The organism is Sorangium sp. So ce836 (genome assembly GCF_028553905.1).
Taxonomy (GTDB): domain Bacteria; phylum Myxococcota_A; class Polyangia; order Polyangiales; family Polyangiaceae; genus Sorangium; species Sorangium cellulosum_D.
This window is the reverse complement of the sequence record NZ_CP102233.1, coordinates 8,818,798-8,842,185: the sequence shown is the minus strand read 5'-3', so window position 1 is coordinate 8,842,185 and position 23,388 is coordinate 8,818,798. Positions and strand designations below refer to the sequence as shown.

At 70.7% G+C, this 23,388-nt stretch carries 17 protein-coding genes and 1 pseudogene; 6 read left to right on the top strand and 12 right to left on the bottom strand.

Features of this window, described 5'->3' with window-relative positions; all coding sequences use genetic code 11:
• The first annotated feature begins 97 nt into the window (after positions 1-97).
• The 3 genes from NQZ70_RS31975 to NQZ70_RS31965 are packed head-to-tail and all read left to right on the top strand — an operon-like array spanning position 98 to position 4,168.
• The gene (locus NQZ70_RS31975) at positions 98-2,236 is read left to right on the top strand and encodes a type VI secretion system Vgr family protein (protein ID WP_129577610.1); all 2,139 of its coding nucleotides are present in this window, start codon (positions 98-100) and stop codon (positions 2,234-2,236) included.
• Positions 2,237-2,291: 55 nt separating this feature from the next.
• Positions 2,292-2,927, top strand: a complete 636-nt coding sequence (locus NQZ70_RS31970; protein ID WP_129577609.1) for a DUF6484 domain-containing protein — start codon at positions 2,292-2,294, stop codon at positions 2,925-2,927.
• Positions 2,924-4,168 carry a TIGR02270 family protein gene (locus NQZ70_RS31965; protein WP_129577608.1) on the top strand — a complete coding sequence of 415 codons (1,245 nt, stop codon included), beginning with the start codon at positions 2,924-2,926 and terminating at the stop codon, positions 4,166-4,168. Before NQZ70_RS31970 ends, NQZ70_RS31965 begins: the two co-directional genes overlap by 4 nt.
• 30 nt (positions 4,169-4,198) lie before the next feature.
• Here NQZ70_RS31965 and NQZ70_RS31960 read toward each other — a convergent pair whose 3' ends face one another.
• The 8 genes from NQZ70_RS31960 to NQZ70_RS31925 form a co-directional block, all read right to left on the bottom strand.
• Entirely contained in the window at positions 4,199-4,933 is a 735-nt protein-coding gene (locus NQZ70_RS31960) for an Imm49 family immunity protein (RefSeq protein ID WP_129577607.1), read from the bottom strand.
• Positions 4,934-5,017: 84 nt separating this feature from the next.
• Positions 5,018-5,611 carry an imm11 family protein gene (locus tag NQZ70_RS31955; protein WP_129577606.1) on the bottom strand — a complete coding sequence of 198 codons (594 nt, stop codon included), beginning with the start codon at positions 5,609-5,611 and terminating at the stop codon, positions 5,018-5,020.
• Positions 5,612-5,620: 9 nt separating this feature from the next.
• A complete protein-coding gene (locus tag NQZ70_RS31950) occupies positions 5,621-6,313 on the bottom strand; it encodes an AHH domain-containing protein (RefSeq protein ID WP_129577605.1) in 693 nt (230 codons plus the stop codon).
• Between the two features lies 1 nt (position 6,314).
• Entirely contained in the window at positions 6,315-7,376 is a 1,062-nt protein-coding gene (locus NQZ70_RS31945) for a hypothetical protein (RefSeq protein WP_129577604.1), read from the bottom strand.
• Between the two features lie 45 nt (positions 7,377-7,421).
• Positions 7,422-7,892, bottom strand: a complete 471-nt coding sequence (locus NQZ70_RS31940; RefSeq protein ID WP_129577603.1) for a DUF4150 domain-containing protein — start codon at positions 7,890-7,892, stop codon at positions 7,422-7,424.
• Positions 7,893-7,916: 24 nt separating this feature from the next.
• Positions 7,917-8,999, bottom strand: a complete 1,083-nt coding sequence (locus NQZ70_RS31935) for a DUF2169 domain-containing protein (RefSeq protein WP_129577602.1) — start codon at positions 8,997-8,999, stop codon at positions 7,917-7,919.
• A gap of 94 nt (positions 9,000-9,093) precedes the next feature.
• Complete coding sequence (locus NQZ70_RS31930; protein WP_129577601.1) at positions 9,094-9,906, bottom strand: hypothetical protein; 813 nt, start codon at positions 9,904-9,906, stop codon at positions 9,094-9,096.
• Positions 9,907-9,981: 75 nt separating this feature from the next.
• Positions 9,982-12,075, bottom strand: coding sequence for a hypothetical protein (locus NQZ70_RS31925; protein ID WP_207217541.1), 2,094 nt, complete (start codon positions 12,073-12,075; stop codon positions 9,982-9,984).
• 277 nt (positions 12,076-12,352) lie between these two features.
• Between NQZ70_RS31925 and NQZ70_RS31920 the strand changes: the two genes are divergently transcribed.
• Positions 12,353-13,384, top strand: a complete 1,032-nt coding sequence (locus tag NQZ70_RS31920; RefSeq protein ID WP_207217540.1) for a medium chain dehydrogenase/reductase family protein — start codon at positions 12,353-12,355, stop codon at positions 13,382-13,384.
• Between the two features lie 580 nt (positions 13,385-13,964).
• Positions 13,965-14,900, top strand: coding sequence for a hypothetical protein (locus NQZ70_RS31915; RefSeq protein ID WP_129577598.1), 936 nt, complete (start codon positions 13,965-13,967; stop codon positions 14,898-14,900).
• A gap of 183 nt (positions 14,901-15,083) precedes the next feature.
• Here NQZ70_RS31915 and NQZ70_RS53520 read toward each other — a convergent pair.
• The 3 genes and pseudogenes from NQZ70_RS53520 to NQZ70_RS31900 form a co-directional block, all read right to left on the bottom strand.
• Positions 15,084-15,299: pseudogene (locus NQZ70_RS53520) on the bottom strand (DUF433 domain-containing protein); the annotation flags it as partial.
• Positions 15,300-15,366: 67 nt separating this feature from the next.
• Complete coding sequence (locus NQZ70_RS31905; RefSeq protein WP_129577597.1) at positions 15,367-16,101, bottom strand: sigma-70 family RNA polymerase sigma factor; 735 nt, start codon at positions 16,099-16,101, stop codon at positions 15,367-15,369.
• Positions 16,098-16,409 (bottom strand): hypothetical protein, encoded by a 312-nt coding sequence (locus NQZ70_RS31900; protein ID WP_129577596.1) that lies wholly within the window; start codon positions 16,407-16,409, stop codon positions 16,098-16,100. The genes NQZ70_RS31905 and NQZ70_RS31900 overlap by 4 nt, the downstream gene beginning before the upstream one ends.
• Positions 16,410-16,569: 160 nt before the next feature.
• On the opposite strand from NQZ70_RS31900, the gene NQZ70_RS31895 reads away from it, so the two are divergent.
• Positions 16,570-18,192: a serine/threonine-protein kinase gene (locus NQZ70_RS31895; protein ID WP_257792731.1), complete on the top strand. Its 1,623-nt coding sequence runs from the start codon at positions 16,570-16,572 to the stop codon at positions 18,190-18,192.
• A gap of 156 nt (positions 18,193-18,348) precedes the next feature.
• Here NQZ70_RS31895 and NQZ70_RS31890 read toward each other — a convergent pair whose 3' ends face one another.
• Entirely contained in the window at positions 18,349-23,346 is a 4,998-nt protein-coding gene (locus tag NQZ70_RS31890) for a VCBS repeat-containing protein (protein ID WP_129577594.1), read from the bottom strand.
• Positions 23,347-23,388: the final 42 nt, after the last annotated feature.

Here is a 23,388-nt window from a genome sequence, read left to right as displayed (position 1 = left end):
GTCGAGCGGGCGTCGCACGTAGGATGGCATCCGGCTGAATGCTGCCCGCGGTCCGCCCGCGCATCCGCTCGGCTCGAGTCTGCTCAAGGGAGAGTCCATGCACTTGTTTCAGGTCGACGGACTGGAGCACGAGCTCCGTGTGACGCGGTTCGAGGGGCGCGAGGGCATCTCCGAGCTCTTCCACTTCGATGTGCTCGTCGCCTCGCCGGAGAAGGACATCGCGTTCACGGACGTCGTGGGCAAGCCGGCGCTGCTCACCTTTCAGATCGGCGAGCAGCCCCGGTTCGTCCACGGCGTGGTCGCGAGCTTCGAGCAGGGCGAGGAGGGGAAGCGGCTCACGGCCTATCACGCCACGATCGTGCCCGACGTCGCGCGCCTCAAGCACCGCCGGAACAGCCGGATCTTCCAGGCGCTCACCGCCCCGGAGATCATCGAGAAGGTGCTGCGCGCGGCCGGGATCCCGGGCGAGGGCTACCGCTTCTTGCTGAGCGGGGTTTACCGCGCGCGGGAGTACTGCGTGCAGTACCGGGAGAGCGACTTCGCCTTCGTCTCGCGGCTGCTCGAGGAGGAGGGCATCTGTTACTACTTCGAGCACGGCGAGGGCGGCCACGTGCTCGTGTTCGCCGACAGCCCCTCTGCGCACGGGCCGATCGCGGGGGAGGGCACCGTCGTGTTCCGGCCGCAGCTCGGCGCGCTGTTCCAGGGCGAGCACGTCTCCCGTTTCCGGTACGTCGAGCGGGTGCGGTCGGGGAAGGTGACGCTGCGCGACTACAACTTCAAGAAGCCCGGCCTGTCGCTCGAGAGCAACGCCCAGGCGGACGCGGACGACGACCTCGAGGTCTACGATTATCCAGGCGACTACGACGCGCCCGGCGCGGGCTCGAGCCTCGCCAAGATCCGGCTCGAGCAGCTCCAGACCTCGCGCAGGACGGGCAGCGGCGAGAGCGTCTGTCCGCGCTTCGTCCCGGGCCAGACCTTCACGCTCGCGGAGCACGGCCGCGACGCCTTCAACCGCGAGTATCTGCTCGTCTCCGTGCATCATCACGGCCACGAGCCGGTGGTGGACGCCGTCACCGACAGCGACGTCCCGGCGTACGGGAACCGGTTTCAGGTCATCCCTTCCGACGTCCCTTACCGTCCGCCGTCGGTGACGCCATGGCCGACGATCAAGGGGATCCAGACGGCGATCGTGGTCGGTCCTCCTGGCGAGGAGGTCTATACGGACGAGCACGGCCGCATCAAGGTCCAGTTCCACTGGGACCGGGAGGGCAAGAAGGACGGCCAGAGCTCGTGCTGGATCCGCGTGAGCCAGATCTGGGCCGGCGCCGCGTGGGGCGCGGTGTTTCTGCCGCGGATCGGCCACGAGGTGGTGGTCGATTTCCTGGAGGGCGATCCGGACCGGCCGCTCGTGGTGGGGAGCGTCTATCACGGCACCAACGTGCCGCCCTACGCGCTCCCTGCGGAGAAGACGAAGAGCACCCTCAAGTCGAACAGCTCGACGGGGGGCGGCGGGTTCAACGAGCTCCGGTTCGAGGACAAGAAGGGCTCGGAGGAGATCTTCCTGCACGGCCAGAAGGACTGGAACATCGCGATCGAGCACGACAAGAAGCAGTGGATCGGGAACGACGAGATGCTCGATGTCGCCCGCGACCGGAGCAAGGTGGTGGGGAACGATCAGAGCGAGGAGATCGGCGGCCACAAGAGCATCGACGTCGCGAAGACCCACACCGAGACGATCGGCGAGGACGAGACCCTCTCGGTCGGGGGCGACAGGGCCGTGAGCGTGGGCGGGGATCACACGGAGTCGGTCTCGGGGAGCCAGTCGATCGACGTGGGCAAGGGCCAGAGCGCGTCGATCGGCGAGGACAAGAGCGAGTCCGTGGGGGGCTCGAGCTCGGAGAGCGTCGCCAAGGGCAAGTCGACGAGCGTGGACGAGGGCTACACCCTGACGGTGGGCAAGGACATGACGGTGACCATCGGGAAGAGCGCGAAGGAGGACGTGAAGGAGAAGAAGACGATGATCATCGGCGAGAAGCTCGCGATCCAGTGCGGGGACGCCACGATCACGATCGAGAAGAACGGCAACGTCACCGTGCAGGGGAAGAAGATCACGGTGAAGGGCGAGGGCCCGGTCCGGGTCGAGGGGAAGAAGCTCGACGTGAAGAGCGAGGGGGCGGTGAACGTCGAGGCCTCGGGGAACGTGAAGATCAAGGGGAGCAACGTCGGGGTGAACTGAGGCGGGCAGGGGATCGCGGGCGCTTCGAGGCGAGCGGGAGCAGAGGAGCAGGGCGATGAGGGACGATGGGCGGGCGCCGGCGGCGGAGCAGGGCGGCGAGGTGATCCTGATCGAGGAGGAGGGCGGCGAGGCGGCGGCCTCCGGCGAGGCGGGGGCGGACGGGGCGGCGGGTGAGGCGGACGCGCTCGAGGGCGCGGAGGGGCTGCTCGAGCTCGTCGTCGCGGCGCACGAGGAGCGCGCCGCAGCGGAGGCCGCGAAGGCCGGGCCGATCGACGGGGTCGTGGTGGGACGGATCGTGGGGTTCGGGCAGAACGGCGATCCGCTCGTCGAGGCGGCCGTCCTGGGAGGCGGCGCGGGCGTCCCTGCGCGCTCGATGACGGCGCTCGGGCCGGAGGACGAGGGGCGGGAGGTCGCGCTGCTGTTCGAGGGCGGTCGGCGCGACAGGCCGGTGGTGATGGGGCGGATGCACGCGGCGGGGGACGGCGCGAGCGCGGCGAGGCGCGACGGCGCGACGGCGACGGCGGACGGCGAGCGGCTGGTGCTCACCGCGGAGAAGGAGATCGTGCTCCAGTGCGGGAAGGCCAGCATCACGCTGACGCGGGCCGGCAAGATCCTGATTCGCGGCGCTTATTTGCTCACGCGGTCCTCCGGGGTGAACCGGATCCAGGGCGGCTCGGTGCAGATCAATTGATCTCGACGAGCGACGCCGACGTTGTCGAGCAGCACGCCTCCGAGGCGGCGTTCCTGTGGTCGTACCGGGACGCGGCGGTGCTGGACCCGCTGTATGATCTCGAGAGCCTCGGTGAGCTCGACGAGCGCCTGGAGGCGCACGTCGATGGCCTCCGGCTCGCGGGCGACGCGGGGTGGGAGATCTGCAGGGCGGCCATCGATGAAGAGGAGCCGGGGAGCCTGTTCGCGCCCATGGTGCTCGCGGTCGAGCGGCGGGATCTGAAGGGCATCGCCGAGGTGCTCGACGTGGGCGGGGCCGCTCCGGCGCTCGCGCGGGCGCTTGTGTCGGCGCTCGGCTGGGTGTCGTTCTCGAAGGCGCGGTCGATCCTTCCGGGGCTTTTGTCTCACCGGGTCGGGCCGGAGCTGTACGCGATCGGGATCGCGGCGTGCGCGGTGCAGCGGCAGGATCCCGGGGCGGCGCTGGGATACGCGGTGACGTCGAGCGATCTGCGCCTCAGGGCCAGGGCGCTGCGCGCCGTGGGCGAGCTCGGGCGGGCGGATCTCCTGGACGAGGTGCGGGGCGCGCTGGGCAGCGAGGACGAGGCGTGCCGCTTCGCGGCGGCGTGGTCGGCGGCGGTGCTCGGCGACGCGGCGGCGCTGCGGGTGCTCGGGGCCATCGTGGATCGCGGCGGGCCGCTCGCGGAGCGGGCGTGCGCGATGACGATGCGGCGGATGGATCCGGCGGTGGCGTCGACGTGGCTGCGCGCGCTCGCCGGGGCGCCGCGGGGGGCGCGCGCGGCGCTCGCGGGGGCGGCGGCGCTCGGGGATCCCGCGCTGATGCCGTGGGTCCTCGATTGCATGGGGACGCCGGAGCTCGCGCGGATGGCGGGCGGGGCGTTCACGATGATCACCGGGGTGGGGCTCGAGGAGGCGAAGCTGCGGGGGGCGCCGCCGGCGGGGTTCCGGAGCGGGCCGAGCGACGATCCGGACGACGAGGACGTCGCGATGGATCCGGACGAGAGCTTGCCGTGGCCGGATCGGGAGAAGATCGCGGCGTGGTGGGGGGGCCGGGGGAGGGAGATGAAGCGGGGGACGCGGTACCTCCTGGGGAGGCCGATGGAGGTGGCGTGGCTCGAGGAGGTGCTGAAGCGGGGGAGCCAGCCGGCGAGGGCGGCGGCGGCGGTGGAGCTCGGCCTGCGCGGCGCGCGGCGAGGCGTGCAGGAGGTGAGGGCGCCCGCGTGGCACGAGCTCCATCGTCGATAGGGACGCTGGAGCGATCTCGGCGCGTTCTCTTCAGCTCCGCGCGATGCGCGGGATGAAGCGGTACTCTCGCCGCGTCTCGAGGCCGACCGCCTCCGCCAGGACCAAGAGCGCCGCCCCTTCCAGGAAGATGTGCCGCTCGGTCGCGTAGCCCATCGCATCGCGCACGAGCGTCCCCCGCTTGCGTTCGAAGGTTTCTCCGCGCTCTTCGATCATCTGCTCGATCCCTGCATCGAAGCATCCCTGGTCCCGGCCCGAGAGCCCTCTGAGCGCCAGCAGGCGCGGTGCGCGCAGCCCCTCCAGCGCTCCCTCGAACCGCTCGATCGCGGCGGGGAGCTCGCTCGCCGCCCCGCGCACCAGGCCGTGCAGGGCGTGGGCGTACCAGAAATCGTCCTCGTACTCTTCGCCTTCGATCGGCTGCTGCGGTGCGAGCTCCGCGATGCGTCGCGCCACGTCCGTGGCGCCGACGGCGACGCAGCCGAAGAGCGGATCCAGCAGGCTGGCGCAGCGGAGGCGATGCCGGCGGAGCGCCTGCTGTCGAGCCAACGCAAGCAGCTGCGCGCGCGCCTCGCCAGCCTGGAGCAGCCGATCCCGGAACTCGCGCGTGTCCGCCTCCGACAGCAGGCTGCTCAACGCGGCGAGGACGTGGAGCCGCGAGGCCTCATGGAGCAGCTCCAGCGTGACCGCCGGCGGGTTTTCGAGCGCCAGCCGCTCCGAAGCCTCATCGAGCAGGAACAGCGCGTTTTCTCTGACCAGGCGTACCCGCATGTGTCTGGTTCCGATCTCGGCGCCAGGAGGACCGATCCGCTCACGGCCCGCCTGGAGCGGCAGGTCCCCCTGTCTCGGAGGAAGCTAGAGGTCCCTGTACTCGCTCCCGTAGTCCTCGACGCGCTGGAACGTCATGCCGGTGCACATCGCGGCCTGGATCTCGGCCGCCAGGTCTTCGCGGATGAGGACGAGATCCGGCATGTCGGCCAGGCGGAACAGCCTTGCGTGAGGGCCGATCCGGGCCTCGTCCAGCACCAGCGTCCTGAAGCGTGCCACTTGGTCCTTCACGATATGGCTCGCGTCGAAATCGGAGCGAGACCTGTCCAGGCACGCGACGCTCCCGAGCAGGTTCATGACCTGGTACGTCCGCTTGTCGGGCCGCCGCTTCTTGTCGAGGATCCTCACGGGCAGGAACTCGATCGACGCCCCGGAGCGCTCATCCAGGGTCTTGCGGAGCTTGTCGGAGACCACATGGATCAGGGCGGTGTTCGGGATGGCGTCCGGCAGCTTGATGCCGTACTCGTCGGAGATCCCGAGCGCCGCGTCCGCGGGGAACCAGCCAGCGCACGGCGCCCCCTCGTTCAGCAGGTAGCCTTTCTCGGCGATGCCGTCGGGGAGCTCGTCGATCCACGCGAGCGAAGGGTCGGCTTCCGAATAGGTCCAGACGTAGAAGCGCATCTCCGGCGCTCAGCTCCCCGCGCTCGGAGCGAGCTTTCCTTTCTCGAGCTCGTTGATGTTCGAGAGGCCGACCCCGACCATCCGCACCGTGAGGTTCCAGAGCGACTTTTGCAGGCTCTTGAGCTCAGCGGGGATGTCTTCGGGCGGGTTCCACTCCGTGTGGTCCTTGTCCTTGTCGATCGCCTTTTGCAGCCGCTGCCGGAGCCTCGCCGCCTCGGTCTTGACGACCCGGTTGTAGACGGGGTGCGACCCGCAGTGGTTGGGCAGCCGGTGGATGACGACCTTGCTCGCGTGCTCAGGCAAGAAGATGATGTTCTCGCCGTTGTTGATGTCGTAGTCGACCTTCTGCATGACGGCGAGCTCGTCCGCGCCGATGCTCTTGACGCTGAAGAACTCGACCGGAATCATGTGCTGCGCCTGGTTCCTGTAGGGCGTATTGGCGCCAGCGGCCTTGAAATGCTTGAAGGTGTACCCCTCCGCGTGCTGGTCGCTCCACGGCTGCACGCTCTTGTCCTTGGGCACGATCGGCCTCGGTTTGTGCATCCTCAGCCCGCGCCGGATCGTCATCAGATCGTCGTAGACCGCGCGCTTGCCGCCGTTGCCGCTGATGTGGCTGTGGCCGTTCTCCCGGTGCTTGTTCCCCTGGCGACCGAGGACGGCCTTGTTCTTGGCGAGTTTGTCCGCGTGTGCGTCTTGGCTCATGTCAGCGCGTCTCCGGAACCAACATCCGTACTGCAGCGCAGCCCTCGCGGTCCGAGAGGACGACGAGCGCCTGCCGCCCTGCGTAGCCGCGGGAGAGCCCGCGGCCAGCCACGCACGTCGCGAGCGCCCCTGCCGCCGCGCCCGTCTCCCCGAACGACGCCGCCGGGAAGACGTGCCGCCATGCGTGCAGCGCCGAGCGCCCGTGGAGGCGCGCCAGCGCGTGGCCCCACTCCGCGGCGCGGGCCTCCTCACCGTTGAGATCGACGTAGGCGGTCCCAGTTCGGGCCTCCTCGCCTCCCTCGTCTCCCAGGGCAGCGGTCAGCGCCCGCGCGAGCGCGACCCCGACCGCGGCGTCCGCCCTCTCGGCGAACGAGGGGGGGAGCAGCAGCGACTCAGGCGGCCGCCCGCGCGGGCTCGCCGTGGCGCGCTCGATGAGCAGAAAGACGGCCGCCTCGCCGGGCGCGTAGCCGGCCGGGTTGTCGGCCGTCTTGATCCGGCCTGAGCTCAGGCCTGCATCGATGCGGTCCGGATCGAGCTCGCTGTCGCACGCCCCCACCAGGCAATGATCCAGCCGCTGTCCGCGGAGCGCGTCGATGGCCGCGGCGAGGGCGCGGGCGAAGCCGTACCGCCCGGCGAAGTAGCTCCGCTGCTCGGGGGCCGCCGGGATGCCGCTCTGCTCGCAGCAACGCTGCGCGAAGCGCTCCGCCCATGACGCGAAGGCGGATGTGGGCTCCTCTCCATCGTCGTCCAGCCCGCGCTCCGCGGCCGCGTCGCGGGGGGCGAGCGCGACGAAGAGGCCGGAGCGGCGCGAGGAGAGGCCTCGCTCCTCGAGGAGCGGGCGAAGGTCCATGAGCGCGGCGGCGCCCAGGCGGACGAGCCGGCCGAGCCCCTCGAATCCGTCGGTGACCCCGGAGGCGGGATGGCCGACGAGGAGAGCTTCCGTGTTGGTCGCGGCGTCGTTGTAGGGCCAGTCCGGCATCTCGTGGCCGCGGTTGATCGCGGCCCGCATCGCTGCGGCCGCGCGCTCCGCGCCGCCCAGCGAGGTGCACGCTCCGGAACCCATGATCGCCGCCGCGGCGTGGTACCCCATCGGTCGCCGATCCCCGTCTCAGTATTCCTTCTCGCACACGGCGCACTCCCGCTTCGGCGACTGCCCCGCCGGCAGGACCACCACCACCGGCCCCTGCACCACCGGGAACGGCGGCGTGTTCTTGTCGTTGTGCAGCATCAGGTCGAGCGCCCGCGCCACGTTCTTCCCCTCGAACTTCACGTCGAACGAGAAGTTCACGAACTCCGCCTTCCCCTTGGTCTTGCCCGACACGATCCCGCCGAGCGAGCCGGCCTCGTCGCCGGTGCTCGTGCTGAAGTTCGAGTCCTTGACGCAGACCGACTCCCCGTCGCACTTCACCTTCTTCGTGCCCTTGGACGTGTCGCCGCTCTTGGCGACGTTCGGGTAAGGGATCGGCACGGGCGGCGCTGGCGGCGCCGGGGTCTTGCACACGTCCGGGAACGCCATCGTGATCCCGCTGCTCTTCGCGTGGACCACCGACATCATGTTCACGCCGACCGTCACGCCCATCGCCATCTCCTCACGACGAAAGCCTCACTGAGGCCGCGCCCGCTCTCTGGACCACCCCGAGGGGACCTGTCGCCGGACGATGCCCAGATCTTCCTCGATCGCGATCGCGCGCACGTCGTGCGGCCCGTCCTGCAGCGCGACGTGCCCTCGGTACTGCAGCAGCACGCGATCGACGTCCGTGTCCACGATCACCGTGTCCAGCCGGAGCTCCACCTGCGCATCGTCCCGCCGCGCGAGCCCCACCCGGCACCCGGGCGCGACGAGCCCTGGCAGCCGGAACGAGAGCCTCCCGAGCGGCGACGCGTTCTCCACCAGCACCGGCTCGTCGCCCCTCAGGTACCCCGGCGCGACGAGCCCCTTCGATGCCGCGTTGAAGAACCGACGATCGAAGTCCCTGGGCAGGAGCGGCATCCGCTCCTTCGACCACGCCTCGTCGTAGGTGCCGGCCAGCGCGGCCCGGGGCTGCCAGTCCGGCGAGACGAACCCCACGCCCGCCGGCGCGACCGCCTGACCGTAGCGCTGCAGGGGCTCGTCCGGATCCTCGATGTTCGGCAGGCGGAGCCCCTCCTCGACGGCCGCGTCCGGCGCGCGGAAGCCCATCCCGACGGGGTTCCGCGGCTCGAACGCGCGCCTCTCCGCATCGGGGTGGCCAACGTCCCAGCCGCCGAAGGCGTGCTCGTAGCTGAGCGGGATCCGGTCGAACGGCCGCGGTCGCGACGCGACCAGCGCTCCACCGCTCCGCACCCACGCCCGATCCCCGAAGACCCGCACCGCCTTCCCGACCGGGCCGACGCGGAACACCACCTGGAGCTCTGGGACGGCATGGCGCGGCGCCTGCGCGTGGCCGACCAGGACCACATCCGTGGCGGGCTTGAAGAAGGCGAACGCCGGTTCGATCCGGTAGCTCGACGTTGCGGCGTCTGCGCCCCAGAGCTCCCCGGCGAGGCTCGGCGGCGGCTGCTGCTCGGCGCGCTCGAGGCCGCGCACGGCGTGCAGCGTGAACGTCGCCTGGACCAGCACGACGAGCAGCGGGCGGCCCTCCTCGTCGGCGAGGAAGAGGGGCTCCATGGCCCACGGCGTCTGGTTGTCGACCGCGGGATGCCCCATCAGACGGCAGGATCTCCGATCGGCCGGAACGGCGCAATAGCCTCAGCGCGCGCCTGCCGCCGCTCGCCTCGACGCGCGCTCGCCCCCGCTGTTCTCATCGCACCACCCGCAGCGCGCCGCCACGGCTGCCGACGACGATCGGTATCTGCAACGTGCTCTCGTCCGCGTCCGGCGGCGTCTCCAGCAGCGGCTCTCCCCCGGGCCGCCGCAGCTCGCAGAGCCTCCCCCCCGCGCAGGGCGCGAGCTCCACGTCCTCGCGCTCGAAGTCCGTCACGAACCCCCGCGGCGCGTACTCGGCATGCAGGACGCCGCGCAGGCTCGCCCGGATGGCGCCCGCGTCGTCGTCGTAAGCCGCCGCGTACGCCTGCACCTTCGGCTCCATCTCGGCCACGAGCCCGTCCACGTCGCCCGCGCGCGCGAGGTCGCGCAGCCGGATCGCGTAGTCGCGCAGCGCCTCCTCGTCCGGCACGGGCTCGCCGCCGGTCAGCTCGGCCGTGAAGTCCGGCCCCGCGCCGTCGAACGCGAAGCGAAACGCCTGCGGGATCGGAAGCTCCTCGCCGCGCTCGTCCGCGGCCTGCATCCGCCGGGCGAGCTCGCGCATCACGGCGATCTCGAGCACCACCGGCCCCTCGCCCGGCGCCACCGCGTCGCCCTTGCCGTAGACGCGCACCGCGCCCTCGAGCTCCACGCCCCGGAGGTCGCCGGGGGAGCCGTCGTCGCGCGGCAGCGGAGAGACCTCCACGTCGAGCCGGTTCGCGCCCGCGACGAGGTACAGGTTGATCGGCGGCGCGAACCACTCGGGCTGCTCGCCCTCGGCCGAGAGCTCCACGACGGGCACGTCGTTCAGCCGCACGCGCACCCGGCACCGCTCCGCCTTCGTCTCGAGGTGGTAGATGGGAAAGCTCATCGTTAGTTAGGTTAACTTATCGTTCGAACGGGCCTCTACCGCGCCGCGCCCCTGTCGCCCCGCGCCTCGGCGGGCTCAGCCGGCGAGCTTCCGGAGCGGGCTCGCGCCGTCGTCCAGGTGCTTCTGGAGGCTGCGGCCGTCGATCGCGCCGTCGAGGTACGCCTTGAACCGATCGGCCTCGATCCAGTCGCGCCCCCAGCGGTCGCCGAGCGCGTCGAGATCCTGGCGGACGGCGTTCGCGAGCGCGTCGACCATCTCGGGCGTGCGGTGGAACGCGCGGTCGCGCTCGATGCGCGCCGCGAGCGCGCCGGCGATCTCGTCGACGGTCCACGCCTTGTCCGCGACGAACGCGCTCCCGGACGGCGTGAAGACCCGGATATCCCAGCTGTTCGAGAGCACCTTGGCCAGCACCGCCTTGATCGCGTCGCGGCTCATGAACGGCGGCTTGTACTCCTTCGGGCTGGGCCACTCGACGTGGAGCCGCTCGCTTTTCGGGACCAGCGTGCCCTTCCACTTCTTTGTGCCGCCGATGCCCCACATCCCGATCGAGCCCGTCGCGGTGCACTCGATGCCCGTCCACACGAACCCGCCGTCGATGCTGACGATCTGCGAGCGGTTCGGCTGGTTGATGCCGAGCGTCAGATCGACCTCGAGCGCGGTCTCCATCTTCGCGTTGAACTTGAAGAAATAGCCCGCCTCCGCCCGCGCGCCGAGGGCGCCGCCGATGCTGCCCTTGCCCTGCAGCGCGGCCCCCGGCGCGCCGTCGGGCTTGTACCGGGTGCCGCTCACCTCGACCCCGAGCGAGCCCGAGACCTGGCCGAAGACCTGGAGCTTGAAGCTGTAGGCGCTGACGCCCACGCCGATCTCGAACGTGATGCTGAAGATGTCGAGCGCGGCCTTGACGTCGATGTAGCGGAAGACGCGGTGATCCTGCCACTCCTGCCAATACCACTCCGCCGCGAGCCCGCCCTGCATCACCTGGATCTCGAGATCGACATACCAGCCGACCTGCGGCGCGTAGCTCTTGATCGTCTTGATGATGCCGAGCCCCTCCTTGATGAACTCGAGGAGGCTCCCCACGACCTTCGCGGCGTCGATCGACAGCGCCCCGCCGTCGCGGCTCAGCACGATCGCGTCGGCGAGCTTCGTGCTCGTCTCGGACTCGGGCTCGTGCTTCCGAGTCGTCTTCCCGCCGGTCGTGGTCGTGGTGTGCGTCGACGAGCTCGAGGCGATCTTCAAGGTCGACGGCTTCCAGCCCTCCGCGCTGACCTCGAGCTTCTCCTTGACCGTCTTCTTCTTGGTCATCGAGAGCTTCGACAGCGAATCTCCCTCGATCGACTGCGACGACGCGGTGTACTTGTAGCCGGCCTTGAAGCTCTCCAGCGGAGGGAACTTGAGCTCCAGCTTGAACTGCCGCGGATTGTAGACCTCGACGCTGACCGGCCGCGGCCCCGCCCCGAACGTGTACGACGTCTTCTCGTTCAGCGCCCGCCAGAAGGGGGGGAAGGGGAAGCGCAGCTCGTTCAGCTCGCCGAGGTACGCGACCTCGCCCTTGTACGCCGTGTACCCCGCGCTCGCGCCGGACTGGCTCGCCTTGGCCTCCGGGTGCCCGGACGTGGTGAGCGGGAGCGAGGGGGGCATGCTGCCGAGGTAGTCGTCGCGCCAGTGGACCGTGACCGACTCCTTGGTCTTGCCCTTGTCGGGGACGACCTGGATCAGCGCGCCGCGCTCGAAGAAGGGGCGAGAGCCGGCCGCGTGGTGCTTGCACTCGATCTTCCAGTCGCGGACCTTGGCCTCGGCCTCCTTCGGCTTCGCCTCGGGCGGCTTCTCCTCCGTGGCCGCCTGGCGCTCGCCGTTCTGGGCCGGGGGCGAGTCGAGGCGCGCGATCTCGCGCGAGAGCTCGCGCCGGCGGACCAGGACCAGCGTGCCCATCGACAGGCGCCGCGTCACCAGCAGGCAGAGCTGGTGATCGTCGGGCGGGAAGGCGAGCTCCAGCGCGTCGTCCTCGAGCGCGCGCAGCAGCCTGTAGCGGTTGGAGGGGTCCTCGAGGAGCAGCCGCACGTGCCGTTCGATCGCGTCGGGATCGGTCACGGCGAGGCCGTCGCCGAGGTCCGTCGCGCCGAGCGCCGAGCGCAGCTCGAGCGGCTCGTGGAAGGAAGCGAGGAACATGCGGCTCAAGGGTTCACCTGGGGGTGCGCGCGACGTGGCCATCGGCCAGGAGAGCCAGGCGACCTCGGCCTGTCAAGCAGAACCCGCGAGGCCAGGGGCGGGCCGCTCTCGTGCGAGCGTCGAGCGCGTCTCGAGCCGTGCGGCGCGCGTCGCGAGCGCGTCCGCTGCGCCTTTCCTTCTCGAACCCGATCGGTGTACTACCGCGGCCGCCGTCTCCGTCGCCGTCCCTTTCGCCGTCGCGATCCGTGGTGAGACCACGGCAGCCCAGCAGGTGCCCATGCGCAAGATCGTCGTCCACGAGCCCGGCAGCCACGACAAGCTCCGCGTCGAGGAGCACCCCGACCCGGTCCCCGGGCGCGGCGAGGTGCTGGTCGACGTGCAGGCGGCGGGCGTCAACTACGCGGATTGCGTCGTCCGTATGGGCCTCTACGAGTCGGCGAAGAAGTACGTCGGCTGGCCCATCACGCCCGGCTTCGAGGTCGCGGGCACGGTCGCCGCGCTCGGCGAGGGCGTCGCGGATCTCGCGCCGGGGGCGCCCGTCATCGGCGTGGTCCGCTTCGGCGGCTACGCCTCGCGCGTCGTGGTTCCGCGCCACCAGGTCTTCCCGCTGCCGTCGCGGCTCACGCCGGAGCAGGCGGCGGGGTTCCCGGCGGTGTTCATGACGGCGTATTACGCGCTGTTCGAGCTCGTGCGGCTGCGGCCGGGCATGGTCTTGCTGGTGCACTCGGCCGCCGGCGGCGTGGGCAGCGCGCTGGTGCAGCTCGGCAAGATCGCCGGCTGCCGCGTGGTCGGCGTGGTGGGCGCGGCGCACAAGGTCGAGCCGGCGAGGCGCCTCGGCGCCGACGCGGTGATCGACAAGAGCAGCGAGCCGCTCTGGGCGGCGGCGGAGCGGCACGCGCCCGAGGGCTACGACGTGGTCCTCGACGCGAACGGGGTCGAGACGCTGCGGCAGAGCTACCGGCACCTGGCATCGGCGGGGAAGCTCGTCGTGTACGGCTTCCACACGATGCTGCCGCGGCAGGGCGGCCGCCCGAATTACCCGAAGCTCGCGGTCGACTTCCTCCGGATGCCGCGCTTCAACCCGCTCGATCTCTGCAACGACAACAAGAGCGTGCTGGCGTTCAACTTGTCGTACCTGTTCCACAAGGCGGAGATCCTGCGCGAGGCGATGGACCGGCTCGCGGGCTGGCTGGAAGAGGGTCGCCTGTCGGCGCCGCTGGTGACGGCGTTCCCGCTGGATCGGGCCGCGGACGCGCACCGGGCGATCGAGTCGGGCAAGACGGTGGGCAAGCTGGTGCTGACGATGTAGCCGGCGGCTGTCGAGAGGCTCCGGGGAGAATTGATTTTCAGCCCGGAGGGTGTCGAGAGGCTCCGGGGAGAATTGATTTTCAGCCCGGAGGGTGTCGAGAGGCTCCGGGGAGAATTGAAATTCAACCTGGAGGCTGTCGAGAGGCTCCGGGAGGATTGAAATCCAACCCGGAGGCTGTCGAGAGGCTCCGGGGAGAATTGATTTTTCAGCCCGGGGGGTGCCGGCAGCCGCGAGCTGAATCGAACCTCGGCTGGACCGCCGCGGCGGACAACATCGCCGGCTTTTTCTCGCGCCGGCGGATCTCTCGAAGCTGCCGGCTCCGAGCAGGACAAGAACAAGAAAACGACGGCGTCCGTGGTCGATTTCCGTGACCCGATCGGGGTCGCGCTCCCGATTGATCTCGTCGACGGGACAGAAGCACGCCGCGCGACGGATCGCCGTTCTCGCGACGCGCTCCGTCCCGTTGGCCCTGGTCCATCGTCCGCTCGCGCCGCGCGCGCGGCGAGGCGGCGGCTCGGGTCGAGCTCAACCGACAGCCTCCCTGTTCGAGGAGATTCCAGGAGGAGATATGCCTGCTGCGATGAAGACGAAGAAGCGCTCCCTGACCGCCGTGGCCTCCGGGGAGCCGCCGTACGCGCCACCCATCTACACGCCGCTGGCCGGGAAGAAGGCGCTCGAGGCGCTCGCCCCGGCGCTCGACGGCCTCGCCGAGGCCGAGCTCGTCACGGTGAGGATGGATGTCGAGGCCGCCACGTATGCGGCCCTCGGCGTCGTCGGCTTCGTGTCCTCGCCCGACGTGCGGGCGCGCTTCGCCCGGCTGCCCCGGGAGGAGTTCGACATCTCCCTCCTCGACGAGCTCGAGCTCGCGTGCTTCGCCGCGCTCCACGCGCTCGCCGAGGCGCGGGCCGCCGGCGCGCTCGCGACGGACGCGCGGCTGCCGGTCGCGCTCGTCACCGAGGCGATGGAGGTCGAGGCGCGCATGCAGGCCTTGTGCGAGTACCAGCTCGGCGACGATCCCGCGATCAAGCCGGAGCTCGACCGCCTCCGGCCGGGCACGGGGCACCGCGATCTCGCGAACGATCTGCTCGGCTACGCGCGGATCTACGAGCTCTGCGCCGACGTGGTGAAGGCGGACAGCAAGCTCTACCGGGCCGGCGACGCGGCGCGCGCGCGGGAGCTGGCCGGCGCGATGATCCAGAAGCTGTCGACGGCGCTGACGCCGAAGGCCCGCGATGCCTACGACCGGTACGTGCGGGTCTGGACGCTGCTTTTCCAGCGCTACGACGAGGTGCGGGCGGCGGGGCTGTGGCTGTGGCGGAAGAGCGCGCGCGCGCAGGAGCGGTTCCCGTCGCTGTTCGCGGCGGGCCGGCCGAACGTGGGCCGGTCGCGGAAGGAGGCGCCGAGGGGCGGTGAAGGGGACGAGGGCGGGGAGAGCGGCGGGAGCGGCGGCGGGGAGGAGCCGGAGGGGACGGAGGGGACGGCGGGCCCGGAGGAGGTGAGCGAGCGCCCCGCCTGAGCCGCCTCAGTTGCGGATCACTCGTACAATAGATCGCGACAGTCCGGGCTCAGCGGGGGGAGCATCGGGGTGGGCAAGGGCATGCATCTCCTGGCTCAGCGCCCACGCGGCGAGGACGCGATCGGCCGGCGACATCCGCGCCCAGAAGCGGGCGTCTGCGTCGGCTTCGCCTTCCGGATCGTTCGTCTGCTCCAGGGAGCGGCTGGCAAAGAGCAGGCAGGCCTGAATGTCTTCGCGGGTCAGGCCCTCGTACTCCTCGAGGATCTCGTCCACGGTGGCACCGTGGACGAGCAAACCCAAGAGGAACGGTACTGTGAGGCGAGTGCCGCGCACCACTGACTTTCCGTCCACGATCTCGGCCTGGGCGGTGATGCGCTCGAGCAGGCTCTGGTCCGTCATGGTCTCCTCGACGGCTTCAGCATAGCAGGAGCGGCGGGCCACCGAGCCGCCGCGGGCGCTCCGGAGCTCATCCCGACGTCGCGCCGGCGATCCTCTCCCGCTCCGTCGCGCTCGCGCCGCCCTGCGCGCCCTCCCGCTCCGCCCGCAGCGCCTCGGCGAACCGCTTCCGCGCCTCCGCCCCGCGCCGCTTCGCGGTCCGCTCCGAGCAGCCGAGCGCTGCGCCGATCGCCGGCCAGGTGCGCTGCTCGACGTGGTGGAGCACGAGGACCCGCCGCTCCTCGTCTTTGAGCCCCGACAGCGCGGCCTCCGCCGCGCGGATCGCGCGGCCGTACGTCGCGCGGAGCCGCTCGCCCTCCTCGCCCGGCGCCCTGAGCGCGCGGCCCGCCAGGCCGAGCACCGCGGCGGCGGCGACCTCGTCGGCCATCCCGTCGACCTGCGCCGTGGTCTCGGCGTCGCCGTCGGCGAGGACGTCGCTCGCGTCGTGCACCGCCTCGGCGGCGTCGTACGCGTCGTCGCGGGCGGCGCGCCAGTGCTTCGACTCCTGTCGCAGCGCATCCGAGAGCGCGCCGTCGATGCGCCGCCATGCGTAGGCCGGGAAGGGGACGCCGCGGGCGGGGTCGTAGCCGAGCGCGGCCTCGTGCAGCGCCTGGAACGCGGCCGAGCGGAGATCGTCGGCCATGTAGCGGGCCCCCGTGCGCCGGAGGAAGTGGTCGCAGAGCTGCTCGGCGAGCGGCACGGCCTGCGCGACGAGCGCCTGCTGGTCGGGGCTCAGCGGCCTCGCCGCCCGGTCGTCGTGGCTCATCGGGGGCGCCCTCGCCCGCCCCCTCGGGCGGCGCTCGCCTTCTCCGCGAGCCGCAGCGCCGCCTCGGCCAGCGCCGTGGGGTCGCGCCTGTCGACCTCGCCGCTCGACGCGGGCGGCGTGCGCGGGCGGAGCCGGTCGACGAGCGGGGCGGCGACCGGGTGCGTCGCGAGGAACCGCGCGGTCAGCGCGCGCAGCGCTTCGAGATCCTCCGCGGGCAGGAGATCGGCGTAGGGCGCGACGGCGCGCGCGACGCGGGCCTCGAGGATCGGATCGCCGTCGTCGTCGGGTTCGGGGCGCGGGCTCGACATGAGACAGGTGCCTCGCGCCGCTCGCCGGCGCTGCGTGCGCCGGCCGGAGGCGCGATTTCTTCCCTCGAAGCTACCTTTCCCGGCGGAGGTCAACAAGGATAGAGAAGCGAGATGGCCGGGGCGTTGCGGCGTGGCGCGCTGCGAGGTGGGGTGTCGCGGGGTGGCGAGCGCCGATGATCTGCCCGCCGCCGGGGCGCTCTTCCAGGGGCGCTTCCTGATCGAGCGCCTCCTCGGGCGCGGCGGGATGGGCGAGGTCTGGGCCGCGCTCGACACGGCGCTGGAGCGGCCGGTCGCGATCAAGATCATCCACCGCGGGCTCGCGGGGGAGGCGCGCTACGCGGAGCGCTTCCTGCGGGAGACGAGGCTCGCCGCGCGGGTCGCGCACCCGAACCTCGTGCGGCTGTACGACGCCGGCAGGGCGGCGGATGGGCGGCTCTTCATGGTGATGGAGCGCGTCTCCGGCGTCCCGCTGCGGCAGATGCTCGCCGGCGGCGCGCGGCTCGAGCCGGTGCGCGCGCTCCACTACGCCATCCAGATCGCCGACGCGCTCTCGACGGCGCACGAGGCCGAGCTCGTGCACCGCGACGTGAAGCCCGAGAACATCGTCGTGAGCGACGGCGTGCGCGCGCGGCTGCTCGACTTCGGCGTGGCGAAGGACGCGCGCGTCCCCGGGCTGACGCGGCAGGGGAGCGTGGTCGGGACGTCACGTTACATGGCGCCCGAGCAGATCGCCGGGCGCGCCGTGGACGGGCGCGCGGACCTGTATGCGCTCGGCGTGGTGATCTACGAGATGCTGGCGGGGGCGCACCCGTATGCGGTGCTCGACGAGGCGTCGGGGATCGGGGAGACCGAGATCCTGGCGGCGCACGTGCACCTCTCGGCGACGCCCTTGCCGGAGGTGCTGCCGTCGTGCCCGGAGGCGCTGTGGCGGGCGGTGGCCGCGTGCCTCGCGAAGCGGCCGGAGGAGCGGTTCGCGCGGGCGGCGGAGCTCGCGGCGGCGCTGCGCGAGGTGGCGCGGGCGGTGGTGCCGGCGGAGCGGGCGCTGGAGGACGCGAGCGCGCGGCAGCTGCTGAGCGAGGCGGGGGACGCGGCGCGGGAGCGGGCGATCCGCGAGCGCGGGTGGACGGGTCGGGGGGAGGAAGGGGCGAAGGCGGAGCAGCGGGTGGCGGCGCTGCCGGTGGGGGGAGCAGCGGCGGGAGGCGCGGCGGCGGGCGCGGATGCGCGGAGCAGGCTGGCGATGGCGCAGCGGTTCAGGGTGGAGCCGGCGTGGGGGCTGGGCGGGGCGCGCGCGGGGAAGGGGACCGGAACCGGAGGCGATGCGGCCGGGGAGCGGCCGCGTTCGCCGGCGCTGCCGGCGGAGGGCGGGGCAGCGGGCGTCGAGACGGCGGGGCAGGGGGCCGGGGCGGCGGCGGCGGCGGGCGAGGCGGGGAAGAGCCCGCTGGCGAGCACGGAGCGGTGGGAAGGGGCCGCCGCGGCAGGGCCAGGGGAGGGCCCGCTGGCGAGCACGGAGCGGTGGGGAGGGGCCGCCGCGGCTGGGCCAGGGGAGGGCACGCTGGCGAGCACGGAGAAGTGGCACGGGGCGGCCGCGGTCATGGCGGGCACGGCAGCAGGCGAGCGATTGGCGAGGACGGAGCCCTGGAAAGAGGCGAGGGGTGGCGCTGGCGCGATGACAGCGCGCGCGATGCCTTCGCGGAAGCGCTGGGGGATCGTCGTGGTCGGGGTGCTGGTGCTTTGTCTGGCGGCGCTTCTTGCCGTCGCGGTGGTTGGGACCGTGAGGGGGTAAGGCGCCGTCGGGATCAGCCTACAGCTTCGCCGGCCAGCCGCAGCACGCTGACGCGCTGGTAACTCCAGGTGAATGACGCGTGGGGATGGCCTCGCCGGCCAGCGCGCGAGGCGGGCAGGGCCGCGCGGGGTCGCGCGGCCCTGCGGGGCGGTGCTGTCAGAAGGCGAAGCGCAGGTCGTCGAGCACGTAGGTGCCTGCGTTGGTGGGGGCGTTGAGCACGAGCCGGAGCTGGCACTCGTTGTCCTGGGCGAGGAGCGCGAGACCCGCCGGAGGCACGACGAAGTTGACGACGTGGGAGCCCGAGCCCTGCGGGAGCGGGACGGTGTTCGTCGCGACCTCCTGGTGCGACATGTTCGCGCCCATGCACGCCAGGAACAGCGTGGAATCGCCCGACCAGCCGGGGTTGACCGGCGGCGGCGACACCACGTCGAGCTTCAGCGTCGGCCCGAACGTGAAGAGCTCGCTCGTCGGGAACGACGTGCTCTCGATGACGGTGTAGTTCGACACCGGGAGCGAAAGCGCGTTCGTTTCCGGATTCGTCGGCGACTCGACGAGGCTCACCGTGGTCCCCTGCACGACGTGCCAGGCGTCCTCGGTCTCGAAGCCGAGCACGCGCTCGGCGGTGGTGACCGGCACGAACGGCCCGTCGTCCACGCCGGGGCTCGCCGCCCCGTTCCACTGGAGCTCCCCCATGAACCGCACGTTGTCGAACTGGAAGCAGTCGCCGTTCGCCGCGTCGGCCATGAGCGAGATCTGCAGGGTGGAGCCGCGGTCGGTCTCCCGAAGGGCCTCGAAGATCGGCTCGGGCAGCGTGAAGTGCGCCGTGACCCACTCGCCCGCCGGGTAGCCGGTCAGATCGAACTGCCCGGCGAACTGGGCAACGGTGTCCTCGGGGCGATCATGGTAGTAGAGCTGCACGGAGCCCTGCCACGCCGGGTTCGGCAGCCCGGTGGGGATCCGGACGTCGAGCGCGAGGTGGCGAGAGATCCAGGTGAAGCTCTTCGGCACGAAGGAATCGCTCTCGAGCGACCGGGAGTCCGAGGAGCACACCCGCTGCGACGTCTTTCCCACGGTCGCGACAGGGCTCTTCGAGGTGCTGGCCGTGGTCGCCCAGAGCCCGTCCCAGGTGCCGACCCTGGCCTGGCCGCGCGGCGTGGTGCGGTAGGTGGTGGCCCGCAGCGACTTGATGTCCACGGTGGCGCCGGCGGCGCCCGCGACGTCGATGGCGAGGGTGACGGGCTCCTGCGTCTGCTGGAGCGCCGCCAGGGCGTCGGCGGGGACGTTGAAGAGCACGTCCGTCTCGCCCGCCGTCAGGACATCGGCGAGCACCACGGTCGAGCCGAGCTGGACGGTGCCCGTCGAGGCGGCGTTCAGCGTGACCTTCAGTCGGGCGCTCCGGGTCGGGTTGCCGGTGACCTTGACCGAGAACGACACCGATCCCGGCGTCCAGCTCGTGTCTGTGCGCTGGTACTCGCGGTCGATACGGGCGTTGCCAGCGCCGTTCGGGGTGATGGTGAAGCCGCTGCCGTCGGCGTTCTGCGCGGCGGAGCCGGGCTGCGCGGGCAGCCAGCTCTCGTCGAACCGGATCTGGCTGGGGGGGTCCACGGCTGCGTCCCCTACAGCGGTGCGGATCGGGTTGTGGTGGTCCCGCGAGTCGAGGATCAACGTCGAGTTCAGGTGCGGGTTGCGGATCGTGACGAGCCCGTCGCCCATGGCGCGCACGTACTCGACCCCCGTGAACTGGTAGTCCGCGTCGACCTGCTGGACCAAGAGCAGCGGGAAATCGATGATTTCCTGCGGCTCCCGCGGGTCGAACGCGCCCGCGGGGTCGCCGCCGATCTCGTCGATCCACATCAGGGCCTCCTCCTCCGAGAAGCCGATGTCGAGCCGCTCGTCGCTCACCACCGTCTGGTAGGGGAGCATGTTGCCCTGCGCCGTCAGGCCGGCGTTCCTGGACACGACCGCGCTCAGGACCTCCGCGGCCGGAACGCCCGCCTCCGCGGTGCCTGAGCCCCAGTGACCAGGGACGACCTCCCACAGACCGCCGTGCAGGACGGGGAAGGAGACCACGACGAGGTGCAGGTCGCCGCCCGGCTTGGTGATCACCTTGGCCTTCGACCCGTTGTCCAGCATGACGACGTCGCTCGGGGCCCAGCCATCCGGAGTCCACGTCGGCCAATCTTCATGGGGATCGAAGCCCAGCGTGACGTTCTTGTACACGGGCCCGTTGTTCGAGCCGTAGCCGTTCCCTCTCATCATCGGCGTGACGCGCTGAGCCTCGGTTACGCCCCAGTTGCCCTGATCACCGGGGAGCAACAGCACGCTCGGCTTCGCGAGGAAGTCGTGCGCGTGCTTCTTGTCCGGCATCCCATCCTCGATTTCCGATTCGAGGGGCCCCAGTCCCGCGTTCTTGAAGTACCGGTACCTGCCGCCCGAGCTGTTCAGGAAGTCGCTCGTGGAGAAGTAGTGCTCGGCCGCGGGCTCGTATCGGTAAGGGGGGACGATGGCTCCCGCGTGCTCGCTCGGTATGCTCAACGGGGTCCAGTCGAGGTCACGCGCGATGGCGTCGAGGTCCGGGTCGCCCATCACGTTGGGCGCCGGATAGCGCGCCGGCTCGTGGATCTCGTACATCATCGTGGAGTAGCGCGCCGCGGCGCGCGTGTACGCGCCGAACCCGGGCTGCTCGTTGTCGGGCTTCAGCATGAAGTGGTGGATCAGCTCCGGCACCTGGTAGCCGCTGAGCACGGCGTCGAGGGCGAACCCTCTGTACTGGTCTCCGCCGCTCCACCACATGCAGTTGCGAGCGGTTGGTGGACAATTCGGATCATCATTGAACGAGTACGCGCCCGTCAGGATGCCGAACATGATGGGCGGGTAATCGGAGGTGTACAGCTCCAGGACGTTGTTGTACTCCCAGCGACGCCGCATCGGCGCGTAGCGCTTGCCGTGGTAGGACTGGAAGGCGACCATGGCGGCGGTGTAATCGACGGCGTTGCGCGCGGCGGTCCGCACCTTCTCGCCTTCGGCATGGCTCGCGAGCTGCATCAAGGCGCGCAGCGTGAAGCCCTGGTAGGGCCGCGCGTTGGTCTCGAAGTAGCCGTTCTTCGTGACCCGGCCGATGATGGCGAGCAGCGCTTGCTCGAGCTCCGTGCCGTCGTTGACGTACTTCTCGGGGCTCAGGTCGTGAATGGCCTGGAGCTCCGGGTCGTTTCGTGGGTTGTTGCGGATCCACTGGTTCGCCAGGTAGATCCAGGCGTTGATCATCAGGACGTGGTTCTCGGTCTCCGGGACGTTCACCCAGAAAGTTTCGTATATCAGTTTACGCACCTTGTCTCCGGCGTAAGGGACGAAGGGGGTGCAGCGAATCTTATAGAGGACGTCCTCGGGGGGCAGGCCCATGTCGGCGCACTCTGCCCGAGTCCTCTTTGCGTACAGGAGGAGCGCGTTGACGGCCTTATCCGTGAGCAGCGGCTGCGAGCCCGCGGGCGTGTTCCCGAACGCGTTCAGCAGCGTCATCGCGTTCATGAGATGGAAATCGAAGTCCGCCTCCGAGCCGACGTCAGCGCTATAATGCGCGTTGTTGACGAGCCAGTCCTCGACGATCTGCGGGAAGTCCTCCGGCGGCCTGAGCTCGTCCCTTTCGTCCAGGTGGACGAGCGCCGCGAGCCCCGCGGAGATGCGGCGGAAGCTCGCGGTCCCCGCGTTTTCCCAGGTCCCGATGTCGGTGAAGTCGCCCTTGAATGTGTGCATCCACACCTTCAAGAGGCGCTCCACGCGGTCGGCGTACTCGGCGTTGGCGTCCGCGACCGAGTCGGGGATGGGGTGCGGATCGCCGTGGATGACGCACATCTTGTCGCCGACGGCGATGTCGGTGACGTAGTAGCCCTCGTCCCAGTCGGTGGTCCCCCCTTTCCGGTAGGCGACGCCTGTGAGCAGGTCGTCGTAGACGCCCCACCTCGGGTTCGGGCTCTCGGTGCGGCCGAACAGGAGCTCGCCCCGGCCATCCAGATCCGTGTCGGCGATAGCGACCGCGCTCGCGCCGACGTCTTCGCCCCAGTCCTGGCCACGGGTGGTCTCGGAGATGCTCCCGTCGGCGTTCTCGCTGTAGATCACGAGCTTCGAGCGCTGGTCACCCCCGCTCCGCCCGACCACCAGCTCTTCCCTTCCATCCCCGTTCATGTCTCCGGAGCTGATGGAGATGGCCTGGAGGTCGCCGTCCCAGTTGTCGCTGCCGGGGTCGAAAGGAGCCCCGAAGGCGATCTCCCTGGTGAAGAAATCGTGCGTGCCGGGGAAGACGAACACGCGCGGGTCGCCGTGATCTCCTTCGGCGATCGCCGCGAGATCCCCATTGCCATCGCCGTCGAAATCGAGGAGCTTGACCCCGAACACGACGGGATCGTCGCCGAACACGCCATCGCCCGCGCTGAAGATGGTGGTTAGATCGCCGCTGCCATCCAGGCTCGCGACCTCGACGCGGCGCCCGATGCCGCTGCACCCGAGGCCGCACTGCCTGTCCCTGGAGATGGCGACCTCGTCGCGACCGTCTCCGTTGATGTCGCGCACGTCGAGCCCTGTCACGTAGTAGTCCGGTCCCCATTCCGGGTTCGAGCGCTGCTCGAGGATCGTCTGGAAACGGGTGTTCTCGCCGTCATGGATGAAGTCATCCAGGATCAGCACCCTGGCCGCCAGCGCATCGGTGCTTTCGTTCATTCCGACGACGACCTCGTCGACGCCATCGCCGTCCAGATCGCCCGCCGCCAGGGCTTCGACGCCCTTGCTCGTGCCCCAGTTCCCCAGGGTCGCGATCTGCTTGAAATTGGTGGTTTTGTCGTCGTAGATGACCAGGCGCGGCACGACGTTGCAGTTCACGCAGTTGCGCCAGTTGCGCCCCGCGATGAGCTCGAGGTGCTCATCGGCGTCGATGTTGGCGAACGTGATGGCCGTGGCGTAATGGGGCTCGCCGTAATTGTCGCCGCGCACGGTGAAGGTGTGGTCGCCGTCGTACACGTAGATCGACGGTTGGTCCTCGGTGTCGCGGTACCGCGAGACGGCAAAGATCTGAGCTTCGCCTCTGCATTGATCGCTCTGCGCATCGGCGGTGATTGGGACGCCGATCAGGACGATGGATCCAAGCAATGTTAACCAGTGACGCATGGGTCTCCTTCTCTGGGTCTGCAGGCTGGCTGCGGGGTGAGA

Bases quoted from the DNA above. Each gene is read 5' to 3' on its own strand.
- NQZ70_RS31970 (WP_129577609.1), top strand. From the start codon at position 2,292: ATGAGGGACGATGGGCGGGCGCCGGCGGCGGAGCAGGGCGGCGAGGTG.
- NQZ70_RS31925 (WP_207217541.1), bottom strand. From the start codon at position 12,075: ATGTTCCTCGCTTCCTTCCACGAGCCGCTCGAGCTGCGCTCGGCGCTC.
- NQZ70_RS31905 (WP_129577597.1), bottom strand. From the start codon at position 16,101: ATGAGCCACGACGACCGGGCGGCGAGGCCGCTGAGCCCCGACCAGCAG.
- NQZ70_RS31900 (WP_129577596.1), bottom strand. From the start codon at position 16,409: ATGTCGAGCCCGCGCCCCGAACCCGACGACGACGGCGATCCGATCCTC.
- NQZ70_RS31890 (WP_129577594.1), bottom strand. From the start codon at position 23,346: ATGCGTCACTGGTTAACATTGCTTGGATCCATCGTCCTGATCGGCGTC.
- NQZ70_RS31960 (WP_129577607.1), bottom strand. From the start codon at position 4,933: ATGCGGGTACGCCTGGTCAGAGAAAACGCGCTGTTCCTGCTCGATGAG.
- NQZ70_RS31975 (WP_129577610.1), top strand. From the start codon at position 98: ATGCACTTGTTTCAGGTCGACGGACTGGAGCACGAGCTCCGTGTGACG.
- NQZ70_RS31920 (WP_207217540.1), top strand. From the start codon at position 12,353: ATGCGCAAGATCGTCGTCCACGAGCCCGGCAGCCACGACAAGCTCCGC.
- NQZ70_RS31945 (WP_129577604.1), bottom strand. From the start codon at position 7,376: ATGGGTTCCGGAGCGTGCACCTCGCTGGGCGGCGCGGAGCGCGCGGCC.
- NQZ70_RS31955 (WP_129577606.1), bottom strand. From the start codon at position 5,611: ATGCGCTTCTACGTCTGGACCTATTCGGAAGCCGACCCTTCGCTCGCG.
- NQZ70_RS31950 (WP_129577605.1), bottom strand. From the start codon at position 6,313: ATGAGCCAAGACGCACACGCGGACAAACTCGCCAAGAACAAGGCCGTC.
- NQZ70_RS31935 (WP_129577602.1), bottom strand. From the start codon at position 8,999: ATGGGGCATCCCGCGGTCGACAACCAGACGCCGTGGGCCATGGAGCCC.
- NQZ70_RS31930 (WP_129577601.1), bottom strand. From the start codon at position 9,906: ATGAGCTTTCCCATCTACCACCTCGAGACGAAGGCGGAGCGGTGCCGG.
- NQZ70_RS31915 (WP_129577598.1), top strand. From the start codon at position 13,965: ATGAAGACGAAGAAGCGCTCCCTGACCGCCGTGGCCTCCGGGGAGCCG.
- NQZ70_RS31940 (WP_129577603.1), bottom strand. From the start codon at position 7,892: ATGGGCGTGACGGTCGGCGTGAACATGATGTCGGTGGTCCACGCGAAG.